The organism is Streptomyces pilosus, from assembly GCF_014649835.1.
Classification (GTDB): Bacteria; Actinomycetota; Actinomycetes; order Streptomycetales; family Streptomycetaceae; genus Streptomyces; species Streptomyces pilosus.
Genome location: NZ_BMTU01000001.1, coordinates 280966 through 298436 on the forward strand (window position 1 = coordinate 280966; position 17471 = coordinate 298436).

Sequence of the window (17471 nt, forward strand, 5' to 3'; positions counted from 1 at the left end):
GGCGGTTCAGCCGCGGCCGTGGCGGAGTGCGGGGTGTTCGCCCGCCGCCACCAGGTCGGAGACGGCCGTCCTGGGGTCCTTGCCGGTGACCAGCGACTCGCCGACCAGGACGGCGTCGGCGCCCGCGTTGGCGTACGCGATGAGGTCGTGCGGGCCGCGGACGCCGGACTCGGCGACCCGGACGAGGTGGGCGGGGATCTCGGGGGCGACCCGCTCGAAGGTGCCGCGGTCGACCTCGAGGGTCTTGAGGTTGCGCGCGTTGACGCCGATGACCTTGGCGCCGGCGTCGACCGCGCGCTCGACCTCGTCCTCGTCGTGGACCTCGACGAGCGGGGTGAGCCCGATGGACTCGGCGCGCTCGATCAGCGACTCCAGGGCCGCCTGGTCGAGGGCCGCCACGATCAGCAGCGCCAGGTCGGCGCCGTACGCGCGGGCCTCCCAGAGCTGGTACGAGGTGACGATGAAGTCCTTGCGGAGCACGGGGATGTCCACGCGCGCCCGGACGGCCTCCAGGTCGGCCAGCGAGCCGCCGAAGCGGCGCTCCTCGGTGAGGACGGAGATGACGGCGGCGCCGCCCGCCTCGTAGTCGGCGGCCAGTCCCGCCGGGTCGGCGATCGCGGCCAGCGCGCCCTTGGAGGGGCTGGAGCGCTTGACCTCGCAGATCACCTTGACGCCCTCGCCGCGCAGGGCCGCCACGCCGTCCTTGGCCGCGGGGGCCTTCGCCGCGCGCTCCTTGAGCTCGTCGAGGCTGACGCGCGCCTGCCGCTCCGCGAGGTCGGCACGGACTCCGTCGATGATCTCGTCGAGCACACTCACGCGAGCGGCCCCCTTCCTGACGGTCGGTCTTCGATGGTCACTGCGATGGTATCCGGAGCAGGGCGTATGCCTCGCATCCGGTTGACGCCCCGTCCACCAGCTGGACGTTCACCGGCCGGTCAGGGATGCAGCCAGCCGCCGAACGGCAGGTTCCGGACGACCGTGAACACCAGCAGCAACGCCCCCAGGGACCACAGGAGCACCGGGGGCGGGTCGATCCTCGCCGGCGGCCTGCCGCGCACCGCGCGGACCACCCAGACGGTCCACAGCACGGCGAAGCACACGTAGCCGAGCACGGCGAGGGCGTTGGCCTGCAGCGCGGCCGGCAGGTCGCCGTGGACGACGGCGTGCGCGCTGCGCAGTCCGCCGCAGCCGGGGCAGTACAGGCCGGTGAGGTGCAGCAGCGGGCAGACGGGGTAGTGCCCGGGCTCATTGGGGTCGACGGCGCCCACGTAGGCGAAGGCCCCGGCGACGGCGGCGAGGATCGCGACGGGGACGGCCGGCCGGGCCGCCCGGCCGGTGCCGCGGGGCGCGCTGGGGCTGGGGGCGTTCACGTGGTGCATTGTGCCCCGGAAACGGGTCGGGGGCGGTGCGGGCTCCGCCGTGCGGGCCGCGCCGCCCCCGGTCCCGGGTGACGGGTGGTGCTCAGCCGCGGGCGCCGGCCGGGGCGCCTTCGCCGGTGGTGCGGTGCACGGGGTGGGCGCTCTTCGGCTGGCCCAGGCCCATCGAGCGCATGACGGCGCCGACGACACCGCCGAGGAGCACGACGCCCATGCTCGCCCAGAAGCCCACCGGCTGGTCCATCACCATGAACGCGCCCGCGGCGCAGAAACCGATGAAGGCGATGATGACACCGGTCCAGGCGGCCGGGGTGTGACCGTGGTTGCTGCCCGCCATTGCATGCTCCTCGTTGCTGTGTACGTGTCTGAGCAGGGCGCTCCCGCCCATTGTCCCGCACCCGGCCGTCCCGGGTGATCGGGGGTGCCGGACGGGTGGGACCGTGCGCGGGAACGCGTCAGGCCCCCGTCGGGTCCTCGCCCCGGTCGAGCGCCTTCCAGAGGTCCTCGGGACGGTCGGGGTCGACCCGCGCCGCCTGCTTCCGGCGCGGCCGCGCGGCGGCCCCGCCCCGTTCGTAGCGGCCGGACATCGCCGGCCACAGCCATCCGTACCGCAGCGCCAGCAGCCCCGCCAGCAGCAGCAGCGCGCCGCCCGCCGCGGCGACGTACGGCCACGCCGTGTGGCTGAGGGCCTCGACCGTCGCCGAGGTGTCCCCCGACGCCTTCGCCGCCTGCTCGTTCAGCGCCGAGCGGTCGGACGCCCCGAGCAGCGCCGCGGCGACGATGCCCGCTCCGGAGAGGGCGAGCAGCCCGGCGACGGCGAGGCGGCCGGCCCGGCGGACGGCGAACACGGCGACGAGCGCGGCCAGTCCCACGACCGCGAGGGCGGCCGGGACGCCGGTGACGTCACTGCCGCGGGCGGTCAGGGGGAAGGGGCCGCCGGCCACCGTGACGGTGCCCTCCGACCACTGCTGCCGGGTGGCGAGCAGGGCCACGGCCGCGCCCAGGGCGCCGGACAGCAGGGCGACGGCGAGGCTGAGGCGGCCGGTCCTGGCGGAGCCGGCGGCCTCGGAACGCGGGGGGGTGGGTACGGCAGTCACGACATCCACTATCGCCTGAACCCCGGGCGAACCGACAGCCGGGGTTCGTCCCGGACGTCTCGGGCCCGCCCCAGCCGGTTCGCCGTGTGCACCGCGCGCAGTACGGCCGCCGCCTTGTTGCGGCACTCGGTGTCCTCGGCGACCGGGTCGGAGTCGGCGACGACGCCGGCCCCGGCCTGGACGTACGCGGTGCCGTCCCGCAGCAGGGCGGTGCGGATGGCGATGGCCGTGTCGGAGTCCCCGGCGAAGTCGAGGTAGCCGACGCAGCCGCCGTACAGTCCGCGCCGGGACGGTTCGAGTTCGTCGATGATCTGCATCGCGCGGGGCTTGGGCGCGCCGGAGAGCGTGCCCGCGGGGAAGCATGCGGTGAGCACGTCGAAGGCGGTGCGGTCGCCGGTGACCCGGCCGGTGACCGTCGAGACGATGTGCATGACGTGCGAGTAGCGCTCGACGGACATGAAGTCGACGACCTCGACGGAGCCCGGCTCGCACACCCGTCCGAGGTCGTTGCGGCCCAGGTCGACGAGCATCAGGTGCTCGGCGCGCTCCTTGGGGTCGGCGAGGAGTTCGTCGGCGAGGGCCTGGTCCTCCTGCGGGGTGCCGCCGCGGTGCCGGGTCCCGGCGATGGGGTGGACCATGGCCCGCCCGTCCTCGACCTTCACCAGCGCCTCGGGGGACGAGCCGACCACGTCGAAGCCGTCGAAGCGGAACAGGTACATGTACGGGGACGGGTTGGTGGCGCGCAGCACCCGGTAGACGTCGAGGGCGCTCGCCGTGCACGGCGTCTCGAAGCGCTGGGAGGGGACGACCTGGAAGGCCTCCCCGGCGCGGATGCGCTCCTTGACGTCCTCCACGGCCGCCCGGAAGTCGGCGCCGCCCCAGAGCGCGGTGTACTCGGGCAGTTCGGAGGGGGGCAGGACGGCCGGCGGCTGCGCCACCGCGCGGGTGAGGTCGGCCTCCATGGCGTCGAGGCGGGCCACGGCGTCGGCGTACGCCTCGTCGACGCCGGTCTCCAGGTCGTTGTGGTTGATCGCGTTGGCGATCAGCCAGACGGAGCCCTCCCAGTGGTCCATGACGGCGAGGTCGCTGGTGAGCAGCATGGTCAGCTCGGGGAGGCGCAGGTCGTCCCGCTCGCCGGGGCCGATCTTCTCCAGGCGGCGCACGACGTCGTAGCCGAGGTAGCCGACCATGCCGCCGGTGAAGGGCGGCAGGCCGAGGTCGTGGGCGAGGTCGCGCGGGGTGTGCAGGGCCTGGAGGGTGGCGCGCAGCGCGGCGAGCGGGTCGCCGGACGTGGGGACGCCGACGGGTGGGATGCCCTCCCAGTGGGCCTGTCCGTCGCGTTCGGTGAGGGTGGCGGCGCTGCGGACGCCGACGAAGGAGTACCGGGACCAGGACCGCCCGTTCTCCGCCGACTCCAGCAGGAACGTGCCGGGGCGCTCGCCGGCGAGCTTGCGGTAGAGCGCGACCGGGGTGTCGCCGTCGGCGAGGAGCTTGCGGGTGACCGGGACGACCCGGCGGTCGGTGGCGAGCTTGCGGAACGTCTCGAGGTCCATGGCGGCCGACCCTACTGATCCGCGGCGGGGGCGTCCGCCACCAGGACGTCGGCGTCGAAGCAGGTGCGCGCCCCGGTGTGGCAGGCAGCGCCGACCTGGTCGACCTTGACCAGCACGGTGTCGGCGTCGCAGTCCAGGGCCACCGACTTGACCCACTGGAAGTGGCCGGAGGTGTCGCCCTTGACCCAGTACTCCCGGCGGCTGCGCGACCAGTAGGTGCAGCGGCCGGTGGTCAGGGTGCGGTGCAGCGCCTCGTCGTCCATCCAGCCCAGCATCAGCACCTCCCCGGTGTCGTACTGCTGGGCGATGGCGGGCAGGAGGCCGTCGGGGCTGCGCTTGAGCCGCGCGGCGATCTCCGGGTCGAGGCGGCTGGACGACGCACCGTGGCGCGCGGCGCCTTCGTGCGGGGTGGTGGCCGGGCGACGGGCGGGCGTGCTGGTCATGCCGACCATTGTGCCGCGCGGGACGGGTGAGCCCGCGCACTCGTCCACCGATTGGGAACGCGGCTCGTTGAGGGGTGGCGGTCGGGTGACGGGTGGACTGCGCTGTGCCGCGCCGGCGGCTCCTTGAGGGGTGGTGGCCGGGTGACGGGTGGACTGCGCTGTGCCGCGCCGGCGGCTCCTTGAGGGGTGGTGGCCGGGTGACGGGTGGACTGCGCTGTGCCGCGCCGGCGGCTCCTTGAGGGGTGGCGGCCGGGTGACGGGTGGGCGGACGTCGCGGGCGGCCGTAGGCTGGCTGGCATGTCGACCCATGCGAAGCGTGAACGACTCCTGCTGGCCGATCTGCTGGAGACCGCGGGCCCCGAGGCCCCGACCCTGTGCGAGGGCTGGACGACCCGGGACCTCGCCGCCCATGTCGTGGTGCGTGAGCGCCGCCCCGACGCGGCGGGCGGCATGCTGGTCAAGCAGCTGGCGTCGCGTCTGGAGCGGGTGATGGCGGAGTTCACCGCCAAGCCGTACGAGGAGCTGATCCAGCTCATCCGGACCGGTCCCCCGCGTTTCTCACCCTTCTCGCTCAAGCAGGTCGACGAACTGTCCAACATCGTCGAGTTCTACGTCCACACCGAGGACGTCCGCCGGGCCCAGCCCGACTGGACGCCGCGCGAGCTGGATCCCGTGTTCCAGGACGCCCTGTGGTCGCGGCTGGAGCGCTCCGCACGTCTGATGGGGCGCGGGGTTCCGACGGGTCTGGTGCTGCGCCGTCCGGACGGCCAGACGGCGGTGGCCCATCGCGGCACGCCGGTGGTGACGGTGACCGGGGAGCCCTCCGAGCTGGTGCTGTTCGCCTACGGGCGGCAGGGCGCGGCCAAGGTGGAGCTGGACGGCGACGAGAACGCGATCGCGAAGCTGCGGGAGACCAAGCAGCTCGGCATCTGATCCGCCCCGAAAGGCGCAGCCGTGATCAAAGTGGCCATGACCAGTGTGTACGTCGACGACGTGGCGAAGGCGCACGCCTTCTACACCGACGTCCTCGGCTTCGAGACGCGCACCCGCATGGATCTCGGCGACGGGACGCTGTTCGTCACCGTGGGCGCCCGTGAGGGGGCCCAGCGGGACCTGGAGCTCCTGCTGGAGCCGGGCCGGGGCCCGATCGCCGGGCCGTACCGCCGGGCCGTGCGGGAGGCGGGACTGCCGGCGATCGTGTTCTCGGTGGACGACCTCCGCGCGGAGTTCGAACGGCTGCGCGGGGAGGGCGTCCACTTCGTCCAGGACCCGCGGCGGCAGGGCCCGGTGCTCGCCGCGGTGCTGGACGACACGGTCGGCAACCTGATCCAGCTGGCGCAGCCGGCGGGCTGAGCCTCAGCGCACCGGGTGACCGGCGTCCCGCAGGGTGTCCTTGACCTGGCCGATGCGCAGATCGCCGAAGTGGAAGACGGAGGCGGCGAGGACGGCGTCCGCGCCGGCCGCGACGGCGGGCGGGAAGTCCGCGAGCCTGCCGGCGCCGCCGGAGGCGATCACCGGCACCGTGACGTGCTTGCGGACGGCGGCGATCATCTCCAGGTCGTAGCCGTCCTTGGTGCCGTCGGCGTCCATGGAGTTCAGCAGGATCTCGCCCGCGCCGAGTTCGGCGGCGCGGTGTGCCCATTCCACGGCGTCGATGCCGGTGCCCCGGCGGCCGCCGTGCGTGGTGACCTCGAAGGACCCGGACTCCGTGCGCCGGGCGTCCACGGACAGCACCAGGACCTGCCGGCCGAAGCGCTCGGCGATCTCCCGGATGAGTTCGGGCCGGGCGATGGCCGCGGTGTTGACGCCGACCTTGTCGGCGCCCGCGCGCAGCAGCCTGTCCACGTCCTCGGAGGTGCGGACGCCGCCGCCCACCGTGAGCGGGATGAACACCTGCTCGGCGGTGCGGCGCACCACGTCGTAGGTCGTCTCGCGGTTGCCGGACGAGGCGGTGATGTCGAGGAAGGTCAGCTCGTCGGCGCCCTCGGCGTCGTACACCTTGGCCATCTCGACGGGGTCGCCCGCGTCGCGCAGGTTCTGGAAGTTGACACCCTTGACGACCCGGCCGTTGTCCACGTCCAGGCAGGGGATGACTCGGACCGCCAGGGTCATGAATCCACGGCTCCTCTGAATGCTTCGAGTTCCACTGAGACCAGTACGCGCGAGTCGACGAAGCCCTCGACCACCAGCAGGGTGGTGACCGGGCGCACGGCGTCGAACAGCTCCTTGTGGGCGCGCCCGGCCGCGTCGACGTCCCGCGCGTGGGCGAGGTGGATGCGGGTGCGGATCACGGACCCGATGCCGAGCCCGAACTCCCCGATCGCCTCCAGCGCGCTGGTGAAGGCCACCTTGGCCTGCTCGTACGGGTCGCCCTCCCCGTACAGCACCTCGCCCCGGAACGCGGTCGTGCCCGCCACCAGGACGCGGTCGCCCGCCGCCACGGCGCGCGCGGAGCCGAGGGTCTCCTCCCAGGGGTTCTGGCTCTGCACACGCCGTACGGCATCGAACGTCATCGGGACACAGCCTCCAGGGCCTCTTCCAGGGTGAACGCCTTGGCGTACAGGGCCTTGCCGACGATGGAGCCCTCGACGCCCAGCGGGACGAGCTCGGCGATGGCCCGCAGGTCGTCCAGGGAGGAGACGCCGCCGGAGGCGACGACGGGGCGGTCGGTGGCGGCGCAGACGTTCTTCAGCAGTTCCAGGTTGGGGCCCTGGAGGGTGCCGTCCTTGGCGATGTCGGTGACCACGTAGCGGGAGCAGCCCTCCTTGTTGAGGCGGTCCAGCGTCTCGTAGAGGTCGCCGCCGTCGCGGGTCCAGCCGCGGCCGCGCAGGGTGGTGCCGCGCACGTCGAGGCCGACGGCGATCCGGTCGCCGTGCTCGGCGATGACCTTGGCGACCCACTCGGGGGTCTCCAGGGCGGCGGTGCCCAGGTTGACGCGGGTGCAGCCGGTGGCGAGGGCGGCGGCGAGGGTGTCGTCGTCGCGGATGCCGCCGGACAGCTCCACCTTGATGTCCATCGCCCCGGCGACCTCGGCGATCAGCGCGCGGTTGTCGCCGGTGCCGAACGCGGCGTCGAGGTCGACCAGGTGCAGCCACTCGGCGCCGGAGCGCTGCCAGGCGAGCGCGGCCTCCAGGGGGGAGCCGTAGGACGTTTCGGTCCCGGACTCGCCGTGCACGAGGCGGACGGCCTGGCCGTCGCGGACGTCGACGGCGGGAAGGAGTTCGAGCTTGGCCATGTCTCTACAGGGTTCCGATCCAGTTGGTGAGGAGCTGGGCACCGGCGTCGCCGGACTTCTCGGGGTGGAACTGCGTCGCCCACAGGGCGCCGTTCTCGACGGCGGCGACGAAGGGCTTGCCGTGGGTGGACCAGGTGACCAGTGGGGGGCGCATCGCCGGGTTCGTCGTCTCCAGGGTCCAGTCGTGGACGGCGTAGGAGTGCACGAAGTAGAAGCGGGCGTCCGCGTCGAGGCCGGCGAACAGCTCGGAGCCGGCCGGGGCGTCCACGGTGTTCCAGCCCATGTGGGGCACGACCTCGGCCTGGAGCGGCTCGACCGAGCCGGGCCACTCGTCGAGGCCCTCGCTCTCCACGCCGTGCTCGATGCCCCGGGCGAAGAGGATCTGCATGCCGACGCAGATGCCCATGACCGGGCGGCCGCCGGAGAGCCGGCGGTCGACGATCCAGTCGCCGCGCGCTTCCTTGAGGCCCTTCATGCAGGCGGCGAAGGCGCCGACGCCGGGCACCAGCAGGCCGTCGGCGTTCATGGCCGTGTCGAAGTCACGGGTGATCTCGACGTCGGCTCCCGCGCGGGCGAGGGCCCGCTCGGCGGAACGGATGTTGCCGAAGCCGTAGTCGAAGACCACGACCTTCTTGGTGGTGCTCAAGGGCTCACACCTCCAGGTACAGAAGGCCCGTGCCGATGCACAGCACGGCGCCGATGGAGAGCAGCACGACGAGGCTCGTGGGCATCTTCTGCTTGACGAAGGAGATGATCCCGCCGACGAAGAACAGGCCGACGACGATCAGGACGGTGGACAGACCGTTCATGGGCTACAGCGCGCCCTTCGTGGAGGGCAGGATGCCGGCCGCGCGCGGGTCGCGCTCGGACGCGTAGCGCAGGGCGCGGGCGAGGGCCTTGAACTGGCACTCCACGATGTGGTGCGCGTTGCGGCCGTAGGGCACGTGCACGTGCAGGGCGACCTGCGCCTGGGCGACGAAGGACTCCAGGATGTGCCGGGTCATCGTGGTGTCGTACTCGCCGATCATCGGCGCCATCTTCTCGGGCTCGGTGTGCACGAGGTAGGGGCGGCCGGACAGGTCGACGGTGACCTGGGCGAGGGACTCGTCCAGCGGGACCGTGCAGTTGCCGAAGCGGTAGATGCCCACCTTGTCGCCGAGCGCCTGCTTGAAGGCGGCGCCGAGCGCGAGGGCGGTGTCCTCGATGGTGTGGTGGGAGTCGATGTGCAGGTCGCCCTCGGTCTTCACGGTCAGGTCGAACAGGCCGTGGCGGCCGATCTGGTCGAGCATGTGGTCGTAGAAGCCGACCCCGGTGGAGATCTCGGTCCTGCCGGTGCCGTCGAGGTCGATCTCGACGAGGACGGACGTTTCCTTGGTGGTGCGTTCCACGCGTCCAACGCGGCTCATGCGCTCTGCTCCTTCTTGATGTCACGTACCGCGTCGAGGAACGCGTCGTTCTCGGCCGGGGTGCCCGCGGTGACCCGCAGCCATCCCGGTACGCCGTTGTCCCGGACCAGGACGCCCCGGTCGAGGATCTCGCGCCACGCGGCGTGGGAGTCCTCGAACCTGCCGAACTGCACGAAGTTGGCGTCGGATTCGGTGACGTCGTAGCCGATCGCGCGCAGTTCGGCGACCAGCCGGTCGCGCTCGGCCTTCAGCTGCTCGACGTAGCCCAGCAGTGTGTCGGTGTGCTCCAGGGCGGCCAGCGCGGTGGCCTGGGTGACCGCCGACAGGTGGTACGGCAGCCGCACCAGCTGGACGGCGTCGACGACGGCCGGGTGCGCGGCCAGGTAGCCGAGGCGCAGTCCGGCCGCGCCGAACGCCTTCGACATGGTGCGGGAGACCACCAGGTGGGGGCGGCCGTCGAGCAGCGGGAGCAGCGAGCCGCCGTGGCTGAACTCGATGTACGCCTCGTCCACGACCACCATCGACGGCCGGGCCGCCTGGGCGGCCTCGTACAGCGCGACGACGGTCGACGCGGGGACCGCGTTGCCGGTGGGGTTGTTGGGGGTGGTGACGAAGACGACGTCGGGCCGGTGTTCGGCGATCGCCTGCTGGGCGGCGGCGAGGTCGACGGTGAAGTCCTCGTTGCGCGGCCCGGAGATCCAGCCGGTGCCGGTGCCGCGCGCGATGAGGCCGTGCATCGAGTACGACGGCTCGAAGCCGAGCGCGGTGCGGCCCGGCCCGCCGAAGGTCTGCAGCAGTTGCTGGATGACCTCGTTGGAGCCGTTGGCCGCCCAGACGTTCTCCACGCCCACCGGGTGGCCGGCGGTCCTGGTCAGGTAGGCGGCCAGCCCGGTGCGCAGTTCGACCGCGTCCCGGTCGGGGTAGCGGTTGAGGTGCCGGGCGGCCTCGCGGACCCGCTCGGCGATCCGCTCGACCAGCGGCTCGGGCAGCGGGTAGGGGTTCTCGTTGGTGTTCAGCCGTACGGGGACGTCCAGTTGGGGCGCGCCGTAGGGGGACTTGCCGCGCAGCTCGTCCCGTACGGGGAGATCGTCGATGCCGGTCACTTGCTCTTCGGTACCTTCCAGCCGAACCTCGCCTTGATCGCCGCGCCGTGCGCGGGCAGGTCCTCCGCCTCCGCCAGCGTCACCACGTGGTGCGCGACCTCGGCCAGCGCGTCCTCGGTGTAGTCGACGATGTGGATGCCGCGCAGGAAGGACTGCACGGACAGGCCCGAGGAGTGGCAGGCGCAGCCGCCGGTGGGCAGCACGTGGTTGGAGCCGGCGGCGTAGTCACCGAGCGAGACCGGGGCCCAGGGGCCGACGAAGATGGCGCCCGCGTTGCGCACCCGGTCGGCGACCGCGGCGGCGTCGGCGGTCTGGATCTCCAGGTGCTCGGCGCCGTAGGCGTCGACGACCCGCAGGCCCTCCTCGATGCCGTCGACCAGGACGATGGCGGACTGGCGGCCGGACAGGGCCGGGGCGATCCGCTCCTCGACGTGCTTGCTGGCCTCGACCTGCGGCCTCAGTTCCTTCTCCACGGCGTCCGCGAGGTCCGCGGAGTCGGTGACCAGGACGGCGGCGGCCAGCGGGTCGTGCTCGGCCTGGCTGATCAGGTCGGAGGCCACGTGTACCGGGTCGGCCGTGGAGTCCGCGAGGATCGCGATCTCGGTGGGGCCGGCCTCGGCGTCGATGCCGATCTTCCCGGTGAAGTAGCGCTTGGCGGCGGCGACCCAGATGTTGCCGGGTCCGGTGACCAGGTTCGCGGGCGGGCAGGACTCGGTGCCGTGGGCGAACATGGCGACGGCGGTGGCGCCGCCGGCCGCGTAGACCTCGTCGACGCCGAGCAGGGCGCAGGCGGCGAGGATGGTCGGGTGCGGAAGCCCGCCGAAGTCGGCCTGGGCCGGGGAGGCGAGCGCGAGGGAGGGGACGCCGGCCTCCTGGGCGGGCACCACGTTCATGATCACCGACGACGGGTAGACGGCCCGGCCGCCCGGCGCGTACAGCCCCACGCGGTCGACCGGCACCCACTTCTCGGTGACCGTGCCGCCGGGGACGACCTGGGTGGTGTGGGTGGAGCGGCGCTGCTCGCGGTGGACGAGCCGGGCGCGCCGGATGGACTCCTCCAGGGCCGCGCGCACGGCCGGGTCGAGCTCCTCCAGGGCGCGGGTGAGCGCGTCGGCCGGGACCCGCACCCGGTCCAGCTTCACGCCGTCGAAGCGCTCGGCGTAGTCGATCAGCGCCGCGTCGCCCCGATGGTGCACGTCCTCGCAGATGGGCCGCACCTTGTCCAGGGCGGCCGCGACGTCGAAGTCGGCTCGGGGCAGCAGGTCGCGCAGGGCGGCACCCTCGGGGAGGGCGTCGCCGCGCAGATCGATTCGTGAGATCACGTGCTCAATTCTCTCAGACCGGGACTGTGGGCCGTCCGCCCGTTCCAGTGGCTGATACGGACCCCTCGCGGTAACGGTCCGCTCACATATGCGAGATCTTCTTCACTTTCCGTGTTCAACGGGTCACCGCACTGGGCATCACCGGTTGTACGAAGAGACGAATCGTACGAAGAAACGAACCGACGAGTACATGGGGAGGAGGAGAGGTCCGTGACCCACGGGGTGACACCCGGCGCGGAACCGCCGGAGGATCTGACCGTCGCGGAGGCGGGCATGTGGCAGGCCTTCCGCAACGGCAGCGTGTACGACCTGAGCAGCGGTGACACGGCCGTCGACGATCCGCACGGCGGGCACCCCTGGGGTCCGGAGCGGACCGTACGGGCGCGCGTGGTGTGCTGGCTGCTGCTGGACGGTCCGCCCGCGCTGGCCGGCCGGGTGTCGTCGCTGAAGCTGGTCGGGGTGCGGATCAGCGGCGTGCTCGACCTGGCCGGGGGCACGGTGGTGCCCTACTGGGAGCTGCGCGGCTGCCGCTTCGAGCGGGACGTGCTGCTGCCGGAGAGCCGCTTCACGACGGTGCGGATGGTCGACTGCGCCATACCCCGCCTGGAGGCGGCCCGGCTGCACACCGAGGGCGATCTGCACCTGCCGCGCTGCCGGTTCCTGGGCGGCATCCGGCTGACCGACGCGCGCATCGGTACGGATCTGCTGCTCAACCAGGCGGTCGTGCACCGCGACCGCAGCGGCCGCTCGATCGCCGCGGACGGGATGAGCGTCGGGCAGGACCTCCAGGCGGAGATGCTGGAGTCGCACGGTGAGCTGAGCCTGCGCAGCGCGACGATCGGTGTCTCGCTGAGCCTGCGCGGCGCACGGCTGGGGAACTCGCAGACCCGGCTCGCGCTGAACGCGCCGCAGCTGACGGTGGAGCGCTCGCTGTACCTGACTCCGGCCGGGGTCGGGGCCCAGGCGCGCAGCGGGATGACCCCGGCGCGCGGCACGCGGATCCAGCGGTTCGAGTGCCGGGGCGGGGTGCGGCTGGACGACGGCCGCTTCGGGGACGCGGTCGACTTCGAGGGGGCCCGGTTCGTCCTCACCGACGAGCAGGAGCTGTCGCTGCGCCGGGTGCAGACGCCGGAGCTGCGCTTCCTCGGGGAGCGGCCGGCGCGCGGCCGGGTGGTGCTGTCGGGGGCGCGGGTGGTGAACCTGGTGGACCGGGCGGACAGCTGGCCGGGCCCCGGCCGGCTGCACATGGGCGGCTTCACCTACGAGAACCTGGTGCCGCGCGGCCCGTTCCCGCTGTCCCTGCGGCTGCGCTGGGTGGACGCGGCGAGCGCCGAGTACAACCCGGAGCCGTACGAGCGGCTGGCCGCCGTGCTGCGGGAGGGCGGGGAGGACGAGCACGCCCGGGAGGTGCTGCTCGCCAAGCAGCGCCGGCGCCGCGAGAGCCTGCCGCTCGCGGCCAAGCTGTGGGGGTACGCGCAGGACTGGACGGTCGCCTACGGGTACCGTCCGGGCCGGGCGGCGCTGTGGATGGCGGTGCTGTGGGCGGCCGGTTCGCTGGCCTTCGCGCGCTCCGACCACCCGCCGCTGAAGGCCGGTGAGCACCCGGACTGGAACCCGGCGCTGTTCGCGCTGGACCTGCTGCTGCCGGTGATCGACCTGGGGCAGGTGGGCTTCTGGCAGCTGCGCGGCGGCTGGCAGTGGCTGTCGGCCGCGTTCGTCCTGCTGGGCTGGATCCTGGCCACGACGGTGGCGGCGGGCGCGACCCGCACACTGCGGCGCACCTAGGGGGTCTGGGGCGGGTGGGTCCGCCGCTCCGCCGGGGGCGCTTTGAGGGCCGTCCGTTCTTTGCCGGTCCTTGACCGGCCCCCGTACAACTTTCCGTGACTTCCGTGTCGGCTCTGGCGCCGCTGTGACCAGCGGTCTTTCAATGGTCGACACCATGGCTCTGCTGCACGCGTTCACCCGCACGTCCCGGGTGCGAGGAAAGTCGACGGGCGCCGCCTCCCCCGTCCCCGTCGTGCTGCCCGCTGACGACGAGGTGCTGCTCGACGCGCCCGACGACGTCCTGGGCCGGGCGCTGGTCGGCGCGGCGGGCGGCGACCACCGGCCCGCCGCGGAGCTGCTCGCCGCCACCCGGCGCACGGGTGCCTGGGACCACCGCGACCGGTACGTGCGGGGCCTGGCGGCGTTCGCCCGCGCGCGGCCCGAGTGGCTGGACACCTGGCGCGCTCTCGCCCCGCTCGACCCGGACGCCACCGTGGTGGACGCCCAGCGGGCGGTGGACCGCGCCTGGGACTCCCCGGCGCGGGGCGAGCTGCTGCGCGAGGTGAGCCCGCTGATCACGGCCGCGGCCCGGGCGGACAACCGCGACCCGGTGCCCTGGCGGCTGGCGCTGGACCACGCCCGGGGCGCGCGGGCCGGCCACACCTACGTCGAGGAGCTGTGGGAGGCGGCCGTCCGGCGCGCCCCGCACCACTACGGCTGCCATGTGGCGGCCCTGCGCTACCTGGCGTCCTCCTGGCACGGCTCGCACCGGGAGTGCCTCGACTTCGCCGACCGGGCCGCCCAGGACGCGCCGGAGACGTCGCTCACGCAGGCGCTGCCGCTGCGGGCGGCGTTCGGCTACCTGACCGACGGCTGCGGCCCCGAGGTGCCGCGCGCACGGCTGGAGGCCGCGGCCGACCGCGCCGTCGCCCTGTCCGCGCGGCTGCCGGCGGGCCAGCCCTGGCCGGCCGAGCCGCGCAATCTGCTGACGTACGTCCTGGTGCGGCTGGAACGCTGGCAGGACGCCCTGGAGCAGCTGCGGCTGACGGGCCCGTACGCCACCTCGTTCCCCTGGGACCGGGACGCGGAGGACCCGCTGGGTCGCTTCCTCGAAGTGCGCCGGGATGTGGGCGCCGCGGTCGCGGCCGGTGCCCGCGGACCCGATCCCAGGGGCTCCGTCCCGGTCCCGGACCGCCCCGAACGCGGGCAGGGCGGACGACTCCGCTCCGGCGCCCATTAGGCTTTTACGTCGTGACCACCGTCCGGCTCCCGCTCTTCCCCCTGAACACGGTGCTGTTCCCGGGGCTCGTGCTCCCGCTCAACGTCTTCGAGGAGCGCTATCGCGCCATGATGCGCGAGCTGCTGAAGACCCCGGAGGACGAGCCACGCCGGTTCGCCGTCGTGGCGATCCGCGACGGCCACGAGGTGGCGCGGACCGCCCCCGGGATGCCCGATCCCACGGCCGAGCCCGAACGGGGCCCGGCGGCGGGCTTCGGCAGCGATCCGCTGCGCGCCTTCCACAAGGTGGGCTGCGTGGCCGACGCGGCGACGGTCCGGGAGCGGGCCGACGGCACCTTCGAGGTGCTGGCGACCGGGACGACCCGGGTGCGGCTGCTGTCGGTCGACGCCTCGGGTCCGTTCCTCACGGCCGAACTGGAACCGCTGGAGGAGGAGCCGGGCGACGATCCGGGTCCGCCGGCGGAGGTCGTACTGCGGGCGTTCCGCCAGTACCAGAAGCGGCTGGCCGGGGCGCGGGAGCGGTCGCTGGCGACCGGCGCGGACCTGCCGGACGAGCCGGGCGTGGTCTCCTACCTGGTCGCCGCGGCGATGATGCTGGACACGCCCACCCGGCAGCGTCTGCTGCAGGCGCCGGACACCGCGTCGCGGCTGCGGGACGAGCTGAAACTCCTTCGCACCGAGACGGCGATCATCCGTAATCTGCCGTCGTTGCCCGCGTCGGAGCTGACGCGCGGCCCGATGAGTCTCAACTGACGTACGACTGTCCGGGGTGACGGCCGACATGGCGAAGAAGTCCAGGAAGCAGCAGCCGGGGGGAACGCCCGCGACGGTGGCGCTCACGGCGGCCGGGGTGCCGTTCACCGTGCACTCCTACGACCACGACCCGTCCCATCCCTCGTACGGCGAGGAGGCGGCCGAGGCGATGGGCGTCGCACCGGAGCGGGTGTTCAAGACGCTGGTGGCGGACGTCGACGGGGCGCTGACGGTGGCGGTGGTGCCGGTGGCGGGGCAACTGGACCTGAAGGCCCTCGCGTCGGCGGCCGGCGGCAAGCGGGCGGCGATGGCCGATCCGGCCCTCGCGGAACGCACCACCGGGTACGTGCGGGGCGGGATCTCCCCGCTGGGCCAGCGCAAGAGGCTGCCGACGGTCCTGGACGAGTCGGCGACGCGGCACGAGACGATCTGCGTCTCGGCGGGCCGCCGCGGCCTGGAGGTCGAGCTCTCCCCGGCCGACCTGACCGGCCTGACCTCCGCCGTCCTGGCCCCGATCGGACGCGTCTGACCGGTCCGGTCTCCCCCGGGGGCTCGGGGATCTAGGCCCCCGGGGCCGGCACGTGCGGGTCCGGCGGAAAGTCCTCGGGGTCCCGCGGCCCGAACAGGCTCGTCAGCCCCAGGTGCACCACCAGCGCCGCGAACGGCCACGCGAGCAGGGCGCCCTTCGCGCTCAGCTGCAGCGGGGCATCGAAGGTGACGCCCTGGCCCACGCTCCGGGCCTGCGCCATCACGTCCTCGGGCGGCCCCAGCCACACCCCCAGCCGCCAGGCCAGGACCGACCCCAGCAGCCCGCCCGCGGCCAGCGCCACCACCAGCGGCACGCCGCCCCGCCGCCGCACCAGGAACACGACCAGCGCGCTCAGCGCGCCGAACGCCAGCGCGAGCAGGGTGAACGTCCCGTCCACCCCGATGCCCTGCTCACCCTCGGAGTCCTTGAGGTAGACGGCCCAGTTGCCGCCGGACACCTCGCCCACCAGCGGCACCCGCGGCGCCAGCCACCACCACAGCGCGCCGAGCAGCAGCCCGCCGAGCGCCACCGCCACCAGGGTCACCGCGGCCTCGCGCAGTTCCTGCTTCATCCCGGGACCGTCCTGGTCGTCCCACCAGCCGCGCCGGGGATACCCGGACTTCCCGGCGTGCCGGGCCGAATCCTCCGCGGCCGGGCCGGACGGCGACTGCCACGGGTCACGGGCGGAATGCCCGTGCGGGGGCGGTGGTGGTGTCAGGGGAGCGCTCACCCTGCCATCGTGCCAGGCCCGGCCGTGCGGCGCGTCACCGGACGGCGGCCCTGCGGTAGGCCCAGGTCGCCACCGCCAGCGAGAGCACCCCGACCACCCCGCACACGGCGAGGTCACCGAGGACGAGGGCCCAGTCGGGGTGCGGGGCGAAGGTCCGCGCGAAGGCCTCGACGCCGTACGTCGACGGCAGCAGGTCGCGGGCCAGGCGCACCGCCTCCGGCATCCGCTCCGGCGGCAGCACCCCCAGCAGCAGCGCCGCGGACATGCCGAGCTGGCCGAGGAGCGTGGCCAGTTCCGGCCGGGGCGCGAGCAGGCCGAGCGCCGCTCCGAGCCCGGCGAGCGCGGCGCCCGCGAGGGGGATCACCGCGATCAGGACCCACAGGTGCGCCAGCGGCAGCCCGAACAGCGCGCAGCCGAAGACGGCGGTCACGACGGTGCCCGGCACGGTGAACGAGGCGTACGCGCCCGCCGCGCCCAGCACCACCGCCGCCGGCGGCACCGGCAGGGTCGCGTAGTGGTCGAGTCCGCCGCCGGCCCGCAGCTGGCCGAAGTACTGGGCGAGGAGGTTCAGGGCGACGAACGCGACGACCAGTACCGCCGAGCCGGCGACCACGGCGCGCGCCTCGCCGCCGCCGTCCACGACACCGCGCATCAGGATCATGATGCCGACCGACTGGAACGTCGCCACGAACAGCAGCGGGATGCGCGCCACCCGGGCCCGGGACAGCTGCGCCCGGTACACGGCCGCCAGCGACGGCCACAGCCGCGCCCGGGGGCCGAGCTCGGCCGTCTCCGGCTCGGCCGCCCCGACGGCCGGGACACCGCCCGGCAGGACATCGGCGGGTACGACACTCACGTCGTGCTGCTCTCCTTCGCTCGGAGCCTCACCCGGATGCGCGGCGGCACCCGCCCCGTTCCGTA

At 73.7% G+C, this 17471-nt stretch carries 22 protein-coding genes; 6 read left to right on the forward strand and 16 right to left on the reverse strand.

Annotated elements, in window-relative coordinates; all coding sequences use genetic code 11:
- Positions 1-6: 6 nt before the first annotated feature.
- From trpC to hisI, 6 genes are all read right to left on the reverse strand, one after another.
- Entirely contained in the window at positions 7-816 is an 810-nt protein-coding gene (trpC, locus tag IE118_RS01290) for an indole-3-glycerol phosphate synthase TrpC (protein WP_189555326.1), read from the reverse strand.
- A 119-nt stretch (positions 817-935) separates the two neighbouring features.
- Positions 936-1379 carry a DUF2752 domain-containing protein gene (locus tag IE118_RS01295; RefSeq protein WP_189555327.1) on the reverse strand — a complete coding sequence of 148 codons (444 nt, stop codon included), beginning with the start codon at positions 1377-1379 and terminating at the stop codon, positions 936-938.
- 82 nt (positions 1380-1461) lie between these two features.
- Complete coding sequence (locus IE118_RS01300; protein WP_189555328.1) at positions 1462-1713, reverse strand: HGxxPAAW family protein; 252 nt, start codon at positions 1711-1713, stop codon at positions 1462-1464.
- A gap of 118 nt (positions 1714-1831) precedes the next feature.
- Positions 1832-2482: a TIGR02234 family membrane protein gene (locus IE118_RS01305; RefSeq protein WP_189555329.1), complete on the reverse strand. Its 651-nt coding sequence runs from the start codon at positions 2480-2482 to the stop codon at positions 1832-1834.
- Positions 2482-4026 (reverse strand): anthranilate synthase component I, encoded by a 1545-nt coding sequence (locus IE118_RS01310; RefSeq protein ID WP_189555330.1) that lies wholly within the window; start codon positions 4024-4026, stop codon positions 2482-2484. Before IE118_RS01310 ends, IE118_RS01305 begins: the two co-directional genes overlap by 1 nt.
- Before the next feature lie 11 nt (positions 4027-4037).
- The gene (hisI, locus tag IE118_RS01315; RefSeq protein WP_189555331.1) at positions 4038-4469 is read right to left on the reverse strand and encodes a phosphoribosyl-AMP cyclohydrolase; all 432 of its coding nucleotides are present in this window, start codon (positions 4467-4469) and stop codon (positions 4038-4040) included.
- Between the two features lie 297 nt (positions 4470-4766).
- Between hisI and IE118_RS01320 the strand changes: the two genes are divergently transcribed.
- A complete protein-coding gene (locus IE118_RS01320; protein WP_189555332.1) occupies positions 4767-5402 on the forward strand; it encodes a TIGR03085 family metal-binding protein in 636 nt (211 codons plus the stop codon).
- Positions 5403-5423: 21 nt separating this feature from the next.
- Positions 5424-5822, forward strand: a complete 399-nt coding sequence (locus tag IE118_RS01325) for a VOC family protein (protein WP_189555333.1) — start codon at positions 5424-5426, stop codon at positions 5820-5822.
- A gap of 3 nt (positions 5823-5825) precedes the next feature.
- Here IE118_RS01325 and hisF read toward each other — a convergent pair whose 3' ends face one another.
- The 8 genes from hisF to hisD are packed head-to-tail and all read right to left on the reverse strand — an operon-like array spanning position 5826 to position 11535.
- Entirely contained in the window at positions 5826-6581 is a 756-nt protein-coding gene (gene hisF / locus IE118_RS01330; protein ID WP_189555334.1) for an imidazole glycerol phosphate synthase subunit HisF, read from the reverse strand.
- Positions 6578-6982 carry a Rid family hydrolase gene (locus tag IE118_RS01335; protein WP_189555335.1) on the reverse strand — a complete coding sequence of 135 codons (405 nt, stop codon included), beginning with the start codon at positions 6980-6982 and terminating at the stop codon, positions 6578-6580. The genes hisF and IE118_RS01335 overlap by 4 nt, the downstream gene beginning before the upstream one ends.
- Complete coding sequence (priA, locus tag IE118_RS01340) at positions 6979-7704, reverse strand: bifunctional 1-(5-phosphoribosyl)-5-((5-phosphoribosylamino)methylideneamino)imidazole-4-carboxamide isomerase/phosphoribosylanthranilate isomerase PriA (RefSeq protein ID WP_189555336.1); 726 nt, start codon at positions 7702-7704, stop codon at positions 6979-6981. Before priA ends, IE118_RS01335 begins: the two co-directional genes overlap by 4 nt.
- 4 nt (positions 7705-7708) lie before the next feature.
- The gene (gene hisH / locus IE118_RS01345; RefSeq protein ID WP_189555337.1) at positions 7709-8350 is read right to left on the reverse strand and encodes an imidazole glycerol phosphate synthase subunit HisH; all 642 of its coding nucleotides are present in this window, start codon (positions 8348-8350) and stop codon (positions 7709-7711) included.
- A 4-nt stretch (positions 8351-8354) separates the two neighbouring features.
- A complete protein-coding gene (locus IE118_RS01350; RefSeq protein ID WP_189555338.1) occupies positions 8355-8513 on the reverse strand; it encodes a CG2302 family histidine operon protein in 159 nt (52 codons plus the stop codon).
- 3 nt (positions 8514-8516) lie between these two features.
- On the reverse strand, positions 8517-9110 hold the full coding sequence (hisB, locus tag IE118_RS01355; RefSeq protein ID WP_030228358.1) for an imidazoleglycerol-phosphate dehydratase HisB: 594 nt from the start codon (positions 9108-9110) through the stop codon (positions 8517-8519).
- Positions 9107-10213, reverse strand: a complete 1107-nt coding sequence (locus IE118_RS01360) for a histidinol-phosphate transaminase (RefSeq protein WP_189555339.1) — start codon at positions 10211-10213, stop codon at positions 9107-9109. The genes hisB and IE118_RS01360 overlap by 4 nt, the downstream gene beginning before the upstream one ends.
- On the reverse strand, positions 10210-11535 hold the full coding sequence (gene hisD, locus IE118_RS01365) for a histidinol dehydrogenase (RefSeq protein ID WP_189555340.1): 1326 nt from the start codon (positions 11533-11535) through the stop codon (positions 10210-10212). Before hisD ends, IE118_RS01360 begins: the two co-directional genes overlap by 4 nt.
- A 210-nt stretch (positions 11536-11745) precedes the next feature.
- Here hisD and IE118_RS01370 point away from each other — a divergent pair, with 210 nt between their 5' ends.
- From IE118_RS01370 to ybaK, 4 genes are all read left to right on the forward strand, one after another.
- A complete protein-coding gene (locus IE118_RS01370; protein WP_189555341.1) occupies positions 11746-13320 on the forward strand; it encodes an oxidoreductase in 1575 nt (524 codons plus the stop codon).
- A gap of 142 nt (positions 13321-13462) precedes the next feature.
- Positions 13463-14539, forward strand: coding sequence for a hypothetical protein (locus IE118_RS01375; protein ID WP_189555342.1), 1077 nt, complete (start codon positions 13463-13465; stop codon positions 14537-14539).
- A gap of 11 nt (positions 14540-14550) precedes the next feature.
- Positions 14551-15291 carry an LON peptidase substrate-binding domain-containing protein gene (locus tag IE118_RS01380; RefSeq protein WP_189555343.1) on the forward strand — a complete coding sequence of 247 codons (741 nt, stop codon included), beginning with the start codon at positions 14551-14553 and terminating at the stop codon, positions 15289-15291.
- A gap of 28 nt (positions 15292-15319) precedes the next feature.
- Positions 15320-15820: a Cys-tRNA(Pro) deacylase gene (ybaK, locus tag IE118_RS01385; RefSeq protein ID WP_189555344.1), complete on the forward strand. Its 501-nt coding sequence runs from the start codon at positions 15320-15322 to the stop codon at positions 15818-15820.
- A 31-nt stretch (positions 15821-15851) separates the two neighbouring features.
- Here the strand turns inward: ybaK and IE118_RS01390 are convergent, their stop codons facing one another.
- Positions 15852-16550, reverse strand: a complete 699-nt coding sequence (locus IE118_RS01390; RefSeq protein ID WP_189555345.1) for an AAA family ATPase — start codon at positions 16548-16550, stop codon at positions 15852-15854.
- 34 nt (positions 16551-16584) lie between these two features.
- Entirely contained in the window at positions 16585-17406 is an 822-nt protein-coding gene (locus IE118_RS01395; RefSeq protein WP_189555346.1) for an ABC transporter permease, read from the reverse strand.
- Between the last annotated feature and the right edge of the window lie 65 nt (positions 17407-17471).